This is a genomic window from Algoriphagus formosus (genome assembly GCF_002807035.1).
In the GTDB taxonomy this organism is placed as follows: Bacteria; Bacteroidota; Bacteroidia; order Cytophagales; family Cyclobacteriaceae; genus Algoriphagus; species Algoriphagus formosus.
Genome location: NZ_NIUC01000003.1, coordinates 300148 through 315854, shown reverse-complemented (window position 1 = coordinate 315854; position 15707 = coordinate 300148). Strand labels below are relative to the sequence as shown.

The following is a 15707-nucleotide window of genomic DNA, read 5'->3' as shown; positions in this document are numbered from 1 at the left end:
AAAGCCTATGAAGAGCCTGGTTCTGACACTATTATTTCTCATTCCTTTATTTTCATCAGCCCAAAAAAAACCAAGTAATGTTTTACTGATAATTGCTGATGACCTTACAACCACTGCATTGGGGTCCTATGGAAACGAGATGGTGAAAACACCAGTGCTGGATCAATTGGCCCAGGAAAGTTTTCTTTTTGAGCGTGCTTATTCTCAATATCCTGTCTGTGGTCCTTCCCGGGCTTCTTTGATGTTTGGTTATTATCCAACTGCCACTCAGACTTATGGATATGTGAGCGGAAGAGAAAATGTAGGTGATGAAAAGGAATCCCTAGCACAGTTTTTCAAGAACAGAGGCTATTACTCCGCACGTGTGAGTAAGATCTTCCATATGGGAGTTCCCATTGATATTGAGACCGGATCTGACGGGCAGGATGATCCGGCATCCTGGACTGAGAAATTCAATTCCCAAGGTCCAGAATGGAAGTCTGAGGGGTTTGCCGAATTGGTTCAAAATAACCCCGATGGAAGCATCGGAAGAAAGGGTGGCAATGTCATGACCATCGTTCATTCAGAAGGAGGCGATCAGGTCCAATCAGATGGAAAAACCGCTCAAAAAGCAATTGAGTTAATTCGAGAACATAAAAACGAGCCTTTCTTCCTAGCTGTAGGCCTGGTCAGGCCACATGTTCCCTTTGTGGCTCCAAAGGAATATTTTGCTCATTATCCCTGGCAGCAAATTGTTCCTCCTCCGGTAGTTGAAGGAGATTGGGAGGACATCCCAGAAAAAGGAATCAACTATGTGACTACCCAAAACTCTGAGATGAGTTATTCGCAAAAACAAAAGGCGATTGCTGCCTACTACGCCTCAGTCAGCTTTATGGATGCCCAAGTGGGAAAAATCTTGGCAACATTGAAGGAGGAAGGTTTGGATGACAACACGATCGTAATTTTCACTTCAGACCATGGATTTCACTTGGGAGAGCATGACTTTTGGATGAAAGTGTCCCTAAAAGAAGAATCTGTCAAAGTTCCGCTAATGCTCCGTGTTCCTGGCATGACTGCGGGAAAATCAGAGGCACTGGTCGAGTTAATTGATTTATATCCAACACTTTTGGATTTGACAGGATTTGAAATACCTACTGGGATTCAAGGGAAAAGCTTAGCTTCCATCCTCAAAGGAAAAGAAGAATCTGTTCGGGATTTTGCCTTTTCGGTAACTCAAGGAGGCAATACCTACTTGATTCGCAGTGATAGATGGGCTTACATTCAGTATGGTGAAAATGGAGAGGAAGGCATGGAATTGTTTGATATGCACCAAGACCCGGGACAGTTTGCCAATCTGGCAAATTTGGAAGCATTTCAACCCATAGTTTTGGAAATGCAGAAAATATTAGCCAAAAAAATTACCGAAGTTCGAAAAAATGATCTATTCATAACTTATTAGACATGAAGCTAATCTATACGATCCTTTTCTTTTCCTTGCTTTTTGCCTGTCAGGAAAAACAGCCAGCAAAATCTCCCAACGTTCTTTTCCTCTTTGCTGACGATCAGCGGGCGGATGCTTTGGGTATTTATGGAAACTCCTACATTCAGACTCCTACGATTGATCAACTGGCTCGGGAAGGCAGCCGCTTTACCAATGCTTACGTCATGGGTGGAAATCACGGGGCCATCTGTATGGCCAGCCGAGCAATGCTTTTTTCAGGAAAGAATCTTTTTAGAGTTTATGACAAACTCCAAGGCGAACATACCATGACTATGGATTTTGCGGCGGCGGGATACAAAACCTTTGGAACCGGAAAATGGCACAATGAACGAGAGGCTTTTGAAGCGAGTTTTCAGGAAGCTAAAAACGTGTATCTCGGTGGAATGGCCAATCATTATGACCTTCCTCTTCGAGACTTTGATGATAGTGGAAAGCTAGGCGAACCAGAACGCAAGGGTTATTCTACGGAGCTTTTTGCTCAGGCTGCTATTGATTTTATCCAAAGTCACAGTCAGACAAATCCCGATCAGCCATTTTTCGCTTATGTGGCCTTTACAGTGCCTCATGACCCCTATTCCCCGGAAGCTACTTACATCAATCACTATCCTGATGGTTCCCTTCCTTTGCCCGGAAACTACATGCCCTACCATCCCTTTGAATTCGATCATCTCACGGTAAGGGATGAAAATCTAACTGGATGGCCGCGAAAACCCGAAGTGATCCAGATGATTCTTTCAGACTATTATGCCTTGATCACCCATCTAGATGGCCAGATTCAAAGAATCCTGAATACTCTTAAAGAAACTGGACAGTACGAAAATACCATCATTGTCTATGCGGCTGATAACGGCCTTGCTGCAGGAAGTCACGGACTATTGGGCAAGCAAAGTCTCTACGAACACAGCTCAAAAATCCCTCTGATCATCAAAGGACCCAGAGTGCCTGCAGATCAGGAGTTGGATGCCTTTGCTTATATCCATGATCTTTATCCAACCTTGGCTGATTTGGCCGGTTTGCCTCAGCCAAAAGATATCGACGGCAAGAGCTTGGTTCCGGTAATTAGCGGTGATCAGGAGGGTGTGAGGGACGCTTTGTTTACCTCCTACCGAAATACCGTCCGGGCTGTAAGAGATAAAAAATTCAAGCTAATTCGCTATCCGGAACGGGATTATACCCAATTATTTGATTTGGAGAGGGATCCACTGGAACTGAATAATCTTGCCGAAAACCCAGCTTTCGCCAGCAAAAAAGAGGAACTTTTCCAATTAATGGCCGAATGGCAAGGGCAGTTTAAGGACACTGTTGCACTTACAGCCGATATCATCAAACCCATGGCCTACGATCCGGACACGCTCCAAAGAAAGCCTGACCAGTGGCAGCCGGAATACACGCTTAAGCGCTATTTCGAAGAGGATTAATTGCTTTTACAAGCTTCTTCATTGATGGGGATTGTTTATTTTGGCGGCAGAAACCCAAAATACCCTCATCTTGAAGAAGTTTGTTTTTTATTGCCTGTTCCAAATTTCAGGACTTCTCCTTTTTGCACAAGAAACTATCGTATTCGAAGCAGGTCAAGAAGGCCATGCGATCTACCGAATTCCAGCGATTATTGACTTACCGAATGGAGAGCTTTTGGCTTTTGCCGAAGGCAGGGTGAACGGCTCGGATGATTTTGGAGATGTGAATCTGGTGATGAAAAAAAGCTTGGACGGTGGCTACACCTGGTCTCCTATTCAGACCTTAGTGGATTACGATAGCCTCCAAGCTGGAAATCCAGCTCCAGTAGTGGATTTATTTGACCCCAAGTATCCTGAAGGAGTGGTTTTTCTCTTTTACAACACCGGCAACAATCATGAATATGATGTACGAATGAATCAGGGAGTCCGGGAAGTTTGGCTGATTAAATCCTATGACTTGGGTAAAACCTGGACCGAACCAGAAAACATCACTCCAAAGGTTCATCGCCCTAATAATCCTGATTTTAATCCGAACTACACTTTTTCAGAAGATTGGCGGCACTATGCCAATACCCCTGGCCATGCTTTCCAGTTTCAAAACGGACCCCACAAAGGGAGAATTTATGTCGCAGCCAATCACTCTCAAGGTGGTCCAAAAGACGACTGGTCGGACTATCAGGCACATGGTTTTTATACGGATGATAAAGGGGAAAGCTTTGGGCTTTCCGAATCGGTAGAATTTGGCGGCTCCAATGAATCCATCGCAGCTGAGCTATCCGATGGCCGGATGATTATGAGTTCGAGAAATCAGAAAGGAGACATCCGTCAGCGCATCATTTCTTACTCTTCAGACGGAGGTCAGACTTGGGAAAAAAATTACTTTGAGCCCCAACTCCCCGACCCGGTTTGTCAGGCTTCCATTTTGGATTTGGGAGAAAAGGATGGAAAAACAATCCTCGCTCATTCCAATGCTGCAGATGAAAAGGAACGGAATTATCTGACCGTCAAAATCAGCTACGATGAAGGAAAGACTTGGGACCATGTGATTCCGGTTGACTTCACTTCAGATCCAAAAAAACTCCCTTGGACGGCTTATTCCGATTTGGTCAAATTGGATGAAAACACGCTGGGAATTCTATACGAAAGGGATAATTACAGACAGATCGTATTCAAATCAGTCCGATGGAGGGATTGAATTTATGAAGTATAATATGGTTTTCTAATGATATAATGACCCTTCGACTCCGCTCAGGGCGACTGGACTTTAAAAGTATTTAAACCTATATAATTGCTATCTTATTTACCTTAAGTCTTTCCAAAAACCCTTACTTCAACTTTTTAACCCCTTTCAACTCTTCCTTACTTGCTTCCCGAATCCGAATGGCATAGCCTCCACCCGGAGCAGAAAATTGCTTCAAGACTGAATTAGCATCAACGGCAACTTTTCGGATCTCATAGGCTTGAGGATTGGTTTTATAGTGCGCATCAGCTTTATCCGAATAGATTTCCGCAAGGTAGGTTTTGTCTGCATCCAGAAAATCAAATTTGACCTCCCCTGTTCTACCTTCGAATCCATTGACATTTCCAACAAACCACTCTCCTGTATCCTTGGCCTTTCTGGCAATCGTTAAATAGTAACCGGGTTCAGCTTCTAGGTATAAGCTTTTTTCCCAATCCAAAGCCACATCCTTGATAAACTGAAAGGCATCTGGAAAGCGCATGTAATTTTCAGGATAGTCTGCAGCCATTTGCAAAGGAGAATACATAGTCACGTAAAGTGCCAACTGATTAGCCAAAGTGCTATTGACATGGGAACCATTGAATACGTCCATTTCAAATACTCCGGGCGTGTAATCCATCGGTCCACCTATCTGTCTTGTGAAAGGCAAAATGGTCACGTGATTTGCCTTATTTCCTCCGAATGCTTGATATTCTGTCCCTCTTGCCGATTCATTTGCGATTAGATTTGGCCAAGTTCGGGCTACTCCTGTAGGCCTCACCGCCTCGTGTGCATTGACCATGATTTGGTACTCAGCTGCTTTTTCGACCGCATATTGATAGTGATTCACTAGCCACTGACTGTAATGATATTCACCTCTGGGTAGCATATCCCCCACATAGCCACTCTTCACCGCAGGATATCCATAGTCCTTCATCAATTGATAAGCCTCATCTAGATGTCGCTCATAATTCCGAACTGAAGAGGAGGTCTCATGGTGCATGATCATTTTCACGCCCTTTTCTTTAGCATAAGCTGTAATCCCATCCAAGTCAAAATCCGGATATGGGGTCACAAAATCAAACACATAGTCTTTGGAATTGCCAAACCAATCCTCCCAGCCGATATTCCAGCCCTCTACGAGAACCCCGTCGAATCCATGTTCCGCAGCAAAATCGATGTACTTTTTCACATTCTCAGTGGTAGCGCCATGTCGCCCGTTTGGTTTAACAGTTGAGAAATCAGTAACCCCTAGCTTCACCGCCTTCAATTCATCCGTGTAGGACCAAGAACTTTGCCCGGTGATCATTTCCCACCATACCCCGACATATTTCATGGGCTTGATCCAGGAAGTATCCTCAATTTTGGAAGGCTCATTCAGATTATAGGTAATTCGGGAAGCCAAAATATCTCCTGCTTTTTCACCTACTATTACTGTTCTCCAAGGGGTCTGAGCCGGTGTCAGTAGATAGCCCTTATCTCCCTGCACATCCGGTGTAAGGTGAGATTGAAAAACCATCGCACGATCATCCAATTCGAGGTGCATTGCCGGATAATCGATCAATGCCGCTTCGTGAATATTGATATAAAGGCCATCGGTAGATTTCATCATAAGGGATGTCTGAACACCCGTCTCGGAAAAGGGCGTTTGAGATGCATTCGGGGTAATTGCCGTCTCCATCAGGCCTCGGATTTCTGAAAGCTTGGACTCGGTATAGTCGTATTCTTGGGTGTCATAATCTCCTGGTATCCAAAAAGCAGTGTGATCTCCAGTCATGGCAAACTGACTCAATTCTTCCGTGATCACAAAATGCCCCATATTTTCCTGCACCGGAAACTCATAGCGGAAACCCAATCCTGTATCAAAAAGGCGAAATCGGATATTTATCTTGCGCTTGGATGCTTGATGCATAAGCTCGACCAAAAGCTCCTGATGATGATCCCGAATCTCGCTTTCCTCTCCCCAGACGGGAGTCCATGTCTCATCATAAGTACTTTCCGAAGAATTGATAATTTGAAATCCCTGTATCAAATCGGTCGAGTCGTTTTTCAAATCAAACCCCAATCGGCTTGATTTGATCACGGGTTTATTCTTGAAATTCAGCTGATAGGTTGGGGCACCGGCTGCGTCAAGGGAAAAAGCTAGCTGCATTTCTCCATTTGGAGATTTGATCTCCTGCCCAAAAACTGTCCCGAAACCAAATAAGAATAGGATTAAATAACTGGCTCTCAAATTCATAATCGTCAATTTCATTATATTCAATCGAGCGAATTAGCTCTTCTCTTGTTGACTGAATTTAAAATTATTAGTTTTTACCTATTATTCACTAGTAACAATAGCCCCAAACCCAGAAAAAATGCAAACAAAATCTTATTTCTTAGTCCTAATAATTGCCTTAGGTATTTTCGCTTGCCAAGGCCCTGAAGAAAAATCGCCTGAAGAAGAACCTAGCCAAATCGACTTGCTCGAGGCCTATGTTCAATCGGAATCACCGGACTTTTCCTATGAAATAGTGCATTCCGCCCCGGGAGAAGAAATGGATTTTCACGTTCTGAAAATGTACTCCCAAAAGTGGCTCAGCGATTCTTTGGTGGATGAAACCCATTGGTGGCATTGGGTGTCGATCTTAGTTCCAAAAAACACTACCCATCAAACAGGAATGCTCTGGATCGGAGGAGGAAGCCGGGAAACTGAGATGCCTCAGGAGCCTGATGCCCTGCTAAAAGCAGCAGCCTCTCAGACCAATTCCATTGTCGCTCAAATCCACAATGTACCCTTTCAACCTTTGACATTTGCTGGAGATCCGGAAGGCGAGCGCTATGAAGATGCCATCATTGCTTATGGCTGGAGGAAGTTTTTGGAAGGCGGAGCCAAAGACGAAGATGCTATCTGGCTAGCTCGGTTTCCTATGACAAAAGCCGCTAAACTAGCCATGGACGCCATTCAAGAAGTGGTCAAAGAAAACTACCAGAAAGATTTGAATAACTTTTTTGTGGCGGGAGCCTCAAAGCGAGGTTGGACTACCTGGACCACAGCTGCTACCGATGACCGGGTGGTAGCTATCGCACCGGTTGTGATTGATATGCTCAATCTGGAGCCTTCCTTCATGCACCACTGGCGAAACTATGGATTCTGGGCACCTGCAGTAGACAATTATGTGCAAGAAGGAATCATGGATTGGATAGGAACTCCGGAGTTTGATCGCTTGCTGGAGATTACGGAACCTTACTCTTTTATCGATGAGTTAGACTTGCCCAAACTTCTGATCAATGCAGCAGGAGATCAGTTTTTCCAACCTGATAGTTGGGAGTTTTATTGGAATGAATTGCAAGGCGAAAAGCACGTTCAGTACGTCCCAAATTTCGGTCATGATCTGAGTGAATCGGATGCGCTTCCAAACCTGATTTCCTTTTACAATTCAGTATTAGAAAATGAAAAGCGACCGGAATACTCTTGGCGAATAGAAGGTAACACTATTCACGTCAAAGTTAATCCTGATCAGATGCCTGTTTCTGTCAAATTATGGTCGGCTTACAATCCGCTTTCCAGAGATTTCAGAGTTGATGAATTTGGTCCCAACTGGGTAGCAGAAGAAATCGCCATGCCTGCAGAAGGAGAGCTTGAGGTCAATATGCAGATTCCTGATGAGGGTTTTAGAGGGTATTTTGTAGAATTAACCTTTGCTGGAGAGACACCACTCAAAGTGACTTCTGGGATAGAAATCCTGCCTACAGAATATCCATTTGAGCCTTTTGTGCCTTCTCGGGTAGCAGCTGAGGCAAATTAAACCTAAGAAATCATGCAAACTCGGCTCAAATTACTGGCTGTTTTTTTACCCATTTTACTCACATCAAAGATGGCACTATCTCAAGTCAATTACGATGAAAGCAAGGTTCCTCCCCTTCACCTTCCTTCTATTTTCATAAGCGAAAAAGGCAAAGTCATCGATTCAAAGAAGGATTGGGAAAATCACCGAAGACCGGAAATTTTCAGGCTTTTTGAATCTGAAGTTTACGGTCAAATTCCAAAGGACATCGATAAAGTTAGCTTTGAAGTGAATGAAAGAGCCAATCATGAATTTAACTCCATTGCCAAACTTGAAGAAGTTGATATTAAAATCCAGCGTGGAGATGGCTCCCATGTAATGCGACTTAATGTCTTTTTACCCAAGGAGTCCAATGGTCCCTATCCCATTATTTTGCTTATCAACCATCGTGCCCCAGAAGAAGATGGTTCGCTTGCTGAGGAAGGGTACTGGCCTGTTGCTGAGTTGATCGAAAGAGGTTTTGCCACAGCTTCTTTTCATGCAGAAACGGTAGCACCCGATGACACGACAAGGTATGTGAATGGGATTTTGAGTAATCTCTATCCAGAGCAAAAGGAAAAAAGTGATGGTCTGAAAGCTTTAGGAGCCTGGGGATGGGGAGCGATTAGGGCCATGGATTACTTTGAGCAGCACGAAGGAATTAATGCCTCAAAATCTGTTTTGGTGGGGCACTCCAGATCGGGGAAAGCGGCTCTTTGGGCTTCTGCCAATGACCCTCGTTGGGCAATCACGTATTCCAATGAGTCTGGCTGCGGAGGGGCTGCTTTGTCAAAAAGGAAGTTTGGAGAAACTGTAGAAATCATCAATAATCGATTCACGCATTGGTTCGCGGAGAATTTCCGGAAGTACAATGGTGCTGAAGAATCGCTTCCACTCGACCAGCACATGTTGCCAGCACTGATCGCTCCGAGAGCGGTTTACTATGCGAGCGCAAAAGCTGATGAGTGGGCCGATCCAAAAGGTGAATATCTTGGGCTGCAGATCGGTAGTGAGGTCTTTTCCAAGATTTATGCAAAGGAGAGTCCTTTTAAAACCACCTGGGAAGAACTGAACGGCCCGGTATCGTCAAAAACTTTGGGCTACCATATCCGGGAAGGTGAGCATGGACTTACCTGGGAAGACTGGAGTATTTTTCTGGAATTTGCCAAAAAATCTCTAGGAATCTAAATAAACCGCTATTCCCAACACCTATTCAAAACTTTCCATCTCAAGCTCCTTGTACTATGGCCATATTGATTCAATTGATTGGAATACTCTTTCAAATCACCAGTTCCGATTCTGAAAAAATAAACCCCAAAATCATCAGCCAAGAGTTTATCTATGAAAATGCACCCTTTCCTTCCTGCCATGCCTCAACTTTGATCGAAACGGAGGATGGTATTTTAGCTGCTTGGTTTGGTGGAACCTATGAGCGTCATCCGGATGTCAGTATTTATACCTCTTTGAGAGATCAAAAAGGATGGTCCACCCCCACTTTGGTAGCCGATGGAATTGAAAATGAGGTCTTCAGAAATCCAACTTGGAATCCTGTTTTATATCAAAAATCAGATGGTGAAATCCTGCTTTTCTACAAAGAAGGACCAAATCCTCGTGAATGGTGGGGACTCTATAAAAAGTCAAACGATGGAGGAAAGTCCTGGTCCAAAGCTATTCAAACTCCACCGGGGTTTTTGGGGCCGGTAAAAAATAAAAGTGTGAAGCTTTCGGATGGAAACTTGATGCATCCCTCAAGTTTTGAAACTAATGGAGTTTGGACAAGCCATATGGAATTCACGAATGCTGATCTTGAAAACTGGAGAAAGGTGGAAGTTCCCGGTTCTTTTCAGGCTATTCAGCCAACTGTACTTTTTCATGGGAATGAAAAAGTACAGATTCTCACCAGAACTCAGGAAGGGGTTATTGCAACGTCCTTTTCAGAAGACAATGGTAAAACCTGGACTGAATTAAGTTCTACCGGATTGGTGCATAATGGTTCTGGAATAGATGCAGTGACCTTAGAAGATGGCTACCACCTTTTGGTCTGTAATTTAATTCCTAAGGGTAGGAATAAGCTAAGTCTCTTGGGATCAGCTGATGGTCTCAAATGGGAGGAGATTTTGGTTTTGGAAGATGAAAAGTCCGGAGAGTTTAGCTATCCTGCCATCATTCAAGCCAAAGACGGAAGCATCCATCTGACCTATACCTATCAGCGCGAAAAAATCAAATACGTACACCTCAGCCTATGAACCCAAAACCCACTTTTACTGGGATAATTCCCCCCTTGGTGACTCCACTTTTGCCGGATTTTACCTTGGACAGCTTTTCTCTGGAAAAAATACTGAACCATGTCATTGATGCGGGAGTGCATGGTGTCTTCATCTTAGGAACAACCGGAGAATCACCTTCACTGCAGCAAAAGATTAAGATTCAGATGATCCGAGAAACCTGTAAACTCGTGAATGACAGAGTTCCTGTTTTGGTGGGAATAACTGATTGCTCGATGGGAAATAGCCTTGAGCTAGCTGAAATGGCCAAAAATTATGGGGCAGATGTGCTTGTAGCTGCCCCGCCCTTTTACATGAATATCAGTCAGGAGGATCTGGAAAAGTATTATCGGGATCTAGCCAATCGAACAGAGTTACCGCTTTTGCTTTACAATATTCCTTCCCATGCCAAAACCCCATTGGAAATCGAGACAGTGGAGAGATTGTCTTCCCATCCCAATATCCTAGGAATCAAAGACAGTACAGACAGTAAAGAATACCTTTCCCAATTAAGCGAGACTTTCAGACCTCATTCAGACTTTATCCTGCTGATGGGGCCGGAAGAGCGATTGCTCGATGCACTTCAGCATGGCTTTTCAGGTGGAGTGAGTGGTGGGGCCAATGCCTTTCCTGAGGTCTATGTCAAATGCTATGAAAGCTTCATCGAAGGGAAGAAAGAAAAAGCTCGGGAATACCAAAACCTCATTTGGGAAATCAGCCAAGAGCTGTACCACCATGTATCCCATCCCTCCTCCTATCTCAAAGGGCTGAAAGAATGCATGAAACTTTCGCATTTGTCTGGTGGAATCTTATCCCCTCCCCAAAGGAGCTTCACAGAAGAGGAAAGACAGACATTCCACAAGAAGTTTGAAAGAATCAAGTCCAAAATCCACAAATTTCTGGAGGAATAATGGCTGATCTGCCGATTTGGGACACCCTGGTTTTTATTCTTTACCTATTGCTGATCTTAGGTTTTGGCGTTTCTTTTTCATTTCGAAAGCGGACCGCTAAAGACTTTACCACCGGAGGTGGAAGGCTACCTGCTTGGGCAATTGGCATGTCAATATTTGCAACCTTCGTGAGTAGTATCAGCTTTTTAGCTTTGCCTGGCAATGCTTATCTAAGCAATTGGAATGGCTTTGTTTTTAGTCTTTCCATTCCCCTAGCAGCTTGGATTGCAGTTCGATACTTCGTTCCTCACTACAGGAGCATTTCCAGTGATTCGGCATATTTCTATTTGGAAGAGCGCTTTGGGCCATGGGCGAGAATTTATGCCTCCACTTGCTATTTGCTCACCCAGCTCGCCCGCATGGGAGCCATTCTATACCTGCTTGCCTTACCCATGCACTTCCTTTTTGGCTGGAGTATCGAATGGGTGATCGCCATGACTGGACTGATCGTAGTCATCTATGCCATGCTGGGAGGGATCGAAGCTGTGGTTTGGACAGATGCAATCCAAGGCTTGATTTTAATTGGAGGAGCGATTATTTGCCTCGGAATGATTTTCTGGAAAATTCCAGGAGGTGCTTCCCAGCTGCTGGAAATAGCCGACACCAATGAAAAATTCAGTCTAGGAAGCTTTGACTGGGATTTTGGGAGCTCCACATTTTGGATGATTTTGGTCTATGGCCTTTTCATCAATCTTCAAAACTTTGGGATCGATCAGAGCTACGTACAGCGATATATCACTGCTAAAAGTGATCAAGACGCCAAGCGATCCACCTGGCTGGGAAGTTTGCTTTATATTCCAGTTTCTGCCCTTTTCTTTTTTATTGGGACCGCGCTGTTTGCTTATTATCAGACTCAGCCACAAAACTTACCTGAAGGCATTCAGGCAGACAGCATCTTTCCCTACTTTATCGTAACGGAGTTACCCATTGGCTTAACGGGTTTATTGATTGCCTCCCTTTTCGCTGCAGGTATGAGTACGCTTTCCACCAGTATCAATAGCTCGGCGACGGTAATTCTCTCCGATCATGTCAAAAAGTATTTGCGGCCCAACCTTTCCAGCAAAAGGGATCTCAAAGTACTCCGGCTTTCCTCCCTGGCTATGGGGCTTTTGGCAATTCTTGTGGGCTTAGCTTTCAATGGAGTTAGGAGTGCCTTGGATGCCTGGTGGGCATTGGCTTCTATTTTCAGCGGTGGAATTCTCGGACTGTTTTTACTGGGAATAGTGGTAAAAACGTGCCCTAGCAGGTATGCTGCTTTGGCAACTTTCATCGGGGTCTTACTTATAGCATGGGTAAGTCTTAGTCCGAGTTTAAGCCAAGGAGGAGAATCCAAAATAGTTTGGCTCAGCTCTTTTCATCCAAATATGAGCATTGTGCTAGGCACGACGGGGATTTTTTTAGTGGGTTTTCTATTGACTTTAGCCTTTCAGAAAAAAAATAAAGCCTAAAATCAACCATTTGAATAGTAATATTTCAAATTATCAGCCCGAGGGCTTAACTTAAGATTTCAATCATCAATAATATTAAACCCTAACAAAATCGATTATGAAGGAACCCGAGAAACCTAATTCTGGACAATCCAGGAGAGAATTTATAAAAAATGCCGCTCTCGCCTCTTCCGTATTCATTGTACCAAGACATGTACTGGGAGGCGCAGGCTTTACAGCTCCTTCTGACCAGTTGAATTTGGCTGCGATAGGCGCAGGTGGAAAAGGTGCGAGTGATATTGAATTGGCATCCGTAGGCGGAAGAGAGCGGGTGGTAGCACTTTGTGATGTAGATTTTGCAGGATCTGCCAAGCGCTCGGTAGACAATTTCCCAAATGCAAAACTTTACGCAGACTACCGGGAGATGCTGGACAAGGAAAAAGACATTGATGCGGTGACAATATCCACTCCCGATCATGTGCATGGACCTGCTGCCAAGTATGCCATGGAGCGAGGAAAACATGTCTACGTTCAAAAGCCCATGACCCACAATATCCGGGAGGCCAGAATGCTGACCGAAATGGCTCGATCTCAAAAGGTAGTCACCCAAATGGGTAATCAGGGTGGTTCCAATCCCCTCCTGAAACTCGTTCAAAAATGGGTAGATGAAGATCGAATCGGCGCCGTTTCCAAGGTACAGGTTTGGACCAATCGTCCAGTATGGCCTCAGGGTGGAGCTTTTCCAAAGGCAGAGCCAGGAGCAAAGCCTGACGCTTTGGAGTGGGATTTATGGCTCGGCCCAGCACCTGAGATTCCTTTCACCCCAAATCTTCATCCATTCAACTGGAGAGGTTGGTGGGATTACGGAACAGGCGCATTAGGTGACGTAGGATGTCACTTGATCGATATTCCATTCCGGACCTTGGGACTTCATTACCCAAAAGATGCCGAATGTAGTGTAGGGTCCGTTTTCAGTCAGATGTGGACCCCTGATTACCATCCGGAAGGTTGCCCAGCTTCCTCCTTTATTACCTTACATTTTGATGCGACTGCCAAAAGCAAATCACCCATCGAAATGACTTGGATGGATGGAGGTATCAGACCTGCACACCCTGATATCATTCCGGCTAACGATGATATCGGAGGTGCTAATTCTGCCAACGGAGTGCTTATCATCGGTGAAAAAGGGATTATTTCGACCAATATCAATGATTCGTCTCCACTCATGCCTAAGCTTTATCTCAATGACGGCACCAAAGAAGAGGGTCCTCAAAACGAAGATGGTATGGAGCGGGAATATGGCCATCAGCGGCTTTGGGTAGAGGCTTGTAAGGCTGGTTTCAACTCGCCAGAGCATCAAGGCTTGACTTCCTCCTTTGATTACGCCGGTCCGATGACAGAGACAGTCTTGATGGGTAACTTGGCGATCAGAAGCTACATGCTCAGAAGAGAAAATGCTCAGGGTCGTCAGGAATTCTTTGCCCGTAAAAAGCTCCTTTGGGATGGTGAAAACATGCGAATCACCAATCTGGAAGAAGCCAATCAGTTTGTCGGAAGACAATATCGCAAGGGATTTGAGGTGTAAAAATCTCAAAACAGATCAATCAAAACCCTTTCATTGAGAAATGAAGGGGTTTTTCATTATAATAGAATGTTCTTATCGATCAATTCAATTTCTAAATGCAAAAACCAAGACTCAATAAAACCTCAAATTTCGCAATCATTTTCCTTTTAGCTATCACACTTTTGGCCTGTGAAGAAAAGTCTATTGAGAACATTTCTGTTACAAAGAACCCACAACTCAACTATTCGGAATACCAGGCTTCCGGAAAAGAGATTCAGGTTTCCCGGGCAAAATATGCCGACCAGCTTTATGGCTTTTGGCTAGGCCAATGCATCGCCAACTGGACCGGACTGATCACCGAAATGGATAAAATCGGTGGTGAAGGAAAAGACGGCAAAGGCGCAGGATTTTACACTCGGGAAAATTGGGGAGGCCTAGACCAACCTGCTATTTGGGAAGATACTGTTCCAGAATATGGCAGAAAGATTGACTTTGTTTTGGTTGGAGAAGATAGTATTTGGGGAGCGGATGATGATACAGATATCGAGTATATGTATCAGTACCTTACTTTTCAGCATCAAACTACCCAGCTGAGCCCGGAGCAGATTCGAGACGGCTGGTTGAAGCATATCTACTCGGATGAAAACACACCCTTTATCGGAAAAGACGGAAAATCCCCCGAAAACTACCTTTGGGTATCCAATCAACGGGCGCACGATCTGATGCGGGAAGGAATGCTCCCGCCAGCTACCGGTTCACCCGAGAACAATTCCGATTATGAAATGATCGATGCCCAGCTCACTACTGAGATCTTTGGCCTTTTTGCACCAGGAAGACCGGATATTGCTCTCGAAATCGCCTCACTTCCTATTCAAACTACCGCAAGAGAAAATGCCGAGTGGGCCTCCCAATTTTATGTAGTCATGCACTCATTGGCTGCTACGGTGGATACTACACAATCCCTCAAAGACCAAGTCTTTGGGCTCGCAAAAGCTGCAAGAGCCTATTTACCAGCCGAATCTCAAGTAGCCAGTATGTATGACTTTGTCTGGGAAAGCTATCAGCAAGGCAAACCATGGGAAGAAACCCGAGATAGCTTGCATACACTGTATCAGATTCAGAAAAAGGACGGATACGAATGGTATTACAAGGACCCAGCCTGCCATGGATGCTTTGCCTCAGGCATCAACTTCGGAGCGGGTTTGGTCAGCCTTTTCTATGGAGGAGGAGATCTAAAGGAAACAATCAAAATCGGAACTTTGGCTGGTTGGGATTCGGATAATCCAACTGCTACTTGGGGAGGATTGATCGGTTTTTTGATAGGAAAAGAGGGAATAGAAAAAGCCTTTGGTCAAAAGCTCTCCAATCGATTTTATATTCATCGGACCCGTGGTGGATTCCCCAATGATGGAGTTGACACCTTCGAAAATATGGCCGAAACAGGAATCATGATCGTTGACCGCGTGGTACAGGAGCGGATGAATGGAGGAGTAGACCTTGAGAATAATCGCTACCTAATTCCAAAAAATTAAATTTATAG

General features: G+C 44.5%; 11 protein-coding genes. 10 read left to right on the top strand and 1 reads right to left on the bottom strand.

Features of this window, described 5'->3' with window-relative positions; translation table 11 throughout:
* Positions 1 to 7 precede the first annotated feature (7 nt).
* The 3 genes from CDH51_RS16825 (at position 8) to CDH51_RS16815 (ending at position 4132) form a co-directional block, all read left to right on the top strand.
* A complete protein-coding gene (locus tag CDH51_RS16825; RefSeq protein WP_100629705.1) occupies positions 8 to 1438 on the top strand; it encodes a sulfatase in 1431 nt (476 codons plus the stop codon).
* Positions 1439 to 1440: 2 nt separating this feature from the next.
* A complete protein-coding gene (locus tag CDH51_RS16820; RefSeq protein ID WP_100629704.1) occupies positions 1441 to 2898 on the top strand; it encodes a sulfatase-like hydrolase/transferase in 1458 nt (485 codons plus the stop codon).
* 70 nt (positions 2899 to 2968) lie between these two features.
* Positions 2969 to 4132 carry a sialidase family protein gene (locus CDH51_RS16815; protein WP_232724845.1) on the top strand — a complete coding sequence of 388 codons (1164 nt, stop codon included), beginning with the start codon at positions 2969 to 2971 and terminating at the stop codon, positions 4130 to 4132.
* A gap of 130 nt (positions 4133 to 4262) precedes the next feature.
* On the opposite strand, the gene CDH51_RS16810 is transcribed toward CDH51_RS16815, so the two are convergent.
* Positions 4263 to 6395: a glycoside hydrolase family 97 protein gene (locus CDH51_RS16810; protein ID WP_198514331.1), complete on the bottom strand. Its 2133-nt coding sequence runs from the start codon at positions 6393 to 6395 to the stop codon at positions 4263 to 4265.
* Between the two features lie 118 nt (positions 6396 to 6513).
* Here CDH51_RS16810 and CDH51_RS16805 point away from each other — a divergent pair, with 118 nt between their 5' ends.
* The 7 genes from CDH51_RS16805 (at position 6514) to CDH51_RS16775 (ending at position 15699) form a co-directional block, all read left to right on the top strand.
* Positions 6514 to 7944, top strand: a complete 1431-nt coding sequence (locus tag CDH51_RS16805) for a PhoPQ-activated pathogenicity-related family protein (protein ID WP_100629702.1) — start codon at positions 6514 to 6516, stop codon at positions 7942 to 7944.
* 12 nt (positions 7945 to 7956) lie between these two features.
* On the top strand, positions 7957 to 9150 hold the full coding sequence (locus CDH51_RS16800) for an alpha/beta hydrolase family protein (RefSeq protein WP_157807146.1): 1194 nt from the start codon (positions 7957 to 7959) through the stop codon (positions 9148 to 9150).
* A gap of 56 nt (positions 9151 to 9206) precedes the next feature.
* Positions 9207 to 10208: a sialidase family protein gene (locus tag CDH51_RS16795; protein ID WP_100629700.1), complete on the top strand. Its 1002-nt coding sequence runs from the start codon at positions 9207 to 9209 to the stop codon at positions 10206 to 10208.
* Positions 10205 to 11137, top strand: a complete 933-nt coding sequence (locus CDH51_RS16790; protein WP_100629699.1) for a dihydrodipicolinate synthase family protein — start codon at positions 10205 to 10207, stop codon at positions 11135 to 11137. The genes CDH51_RS16795 and CDH51_RS16790 overlap by 4 nt, the downstream gene beginning before the upstream one ends.
* Entirely contained in the window at positions 11137 to 12624 is a 1488-nt protein-coding gene (locus tag CDH51_RS16785; protein ID WP_100629698.1) for a sodium:solute symporter, read from the top strand. The genes CDH51_RS16790 and CDH51_RS16785 overlap by 1 nt, the downstream gene beginning before the upstream one ends.
* A 97-nt stretch (positions 12625 to 12721) precedes the next feature.
* A complete protein-coding gene (locus tag CDH51_RS16780) occupies positions 12722 to 14188 on the top strand; it encodes a Gfo/Idh/MocA family protein (protein ID WP_100629697.1) in 1467 nt (488 codons plus the stop codon).
* Positions 14189 to 14283: 95 nt separating this feature from the next.
* A complete protein-coding gene (locus CDH51_RS16775; RefSeq protein WP_100629696.1) occupies positions 14284 to 15699 on the top strand; it encodes an ADP-ribosylglycohydrolase family protein in 1416 nt (471 codons plus the stop codon).
* Positions 15700 to 15707: the final 8 nt, after the last annotated feature.

Coding starts and splice junctions, on each gene's coding strand:
- CDH51_RS16825 (WP_100629705.1), top strand. CDS start 8: ATGAAGAGCCTGGTTCTGACACTATTATTTCTCATTCCTTTATTTTCA.
- CDH51_RS16785 (WP_100629698.1), top strand. CDS start 11,137: ATGGCTGATCTGCCGATTTGGGACACCCTGGTTTTTATTCTTTACCTA.
- CDH51_RS16775 (WP_100629696.1), top strand. CDS start 14,284: ATGCAAAAACCAAGACTCAATAAAACCTCAAATTTCGCAATCATTTTC.
- CDH51_RS16810 (WP_198514331.1), bottom strand. CDS start 6,395: ATGAATTTGAGAGCCAGTTATTTAATCCTATTCTTATTTGGTTTCGGG.
- CDH51_RS16780 (WP_100629697.1), top strand. CDS start 12,722: ATGAAGGAACCCGAGAAACCTAATTCTGGACAATCCAGGAGAGAATTT.
- CDH51_RS16790 (WP_100629699.1), top strand. CDS start 10,205: ATGAACCCAAAACCCACTTTTACTGGGATAATTCCCCCCTTGGTGACT.
- CDH51_RS16820 (WP_100629704.1), top strand. CDS start 1,441: ATGAAGCTAATCTATACGATCCTTTTCTTTTCCTTGCTTTTTGCCTGT.
- CDH51_RS16795 (WP_100629700.1), top strand. CDS start 9,207: ATGGCCATATTGATTCAATTGATTGGAATACTCTTTCAAATCACCAGT.
- CDH51_RS16800 (WP_157807146.1), top strand. CDS start 7,957: ATGCAAACTCGGCTCAAATTACTGGCTGTTTTTTTACCCATTTTACTC.
- CDH51_RS16805 (WP_100629702.1), top strand. CDS start 6,514: ATGCAAACAAAATCTTATTTCTTAGTCCTAATAATTGCCTTAGGTATT.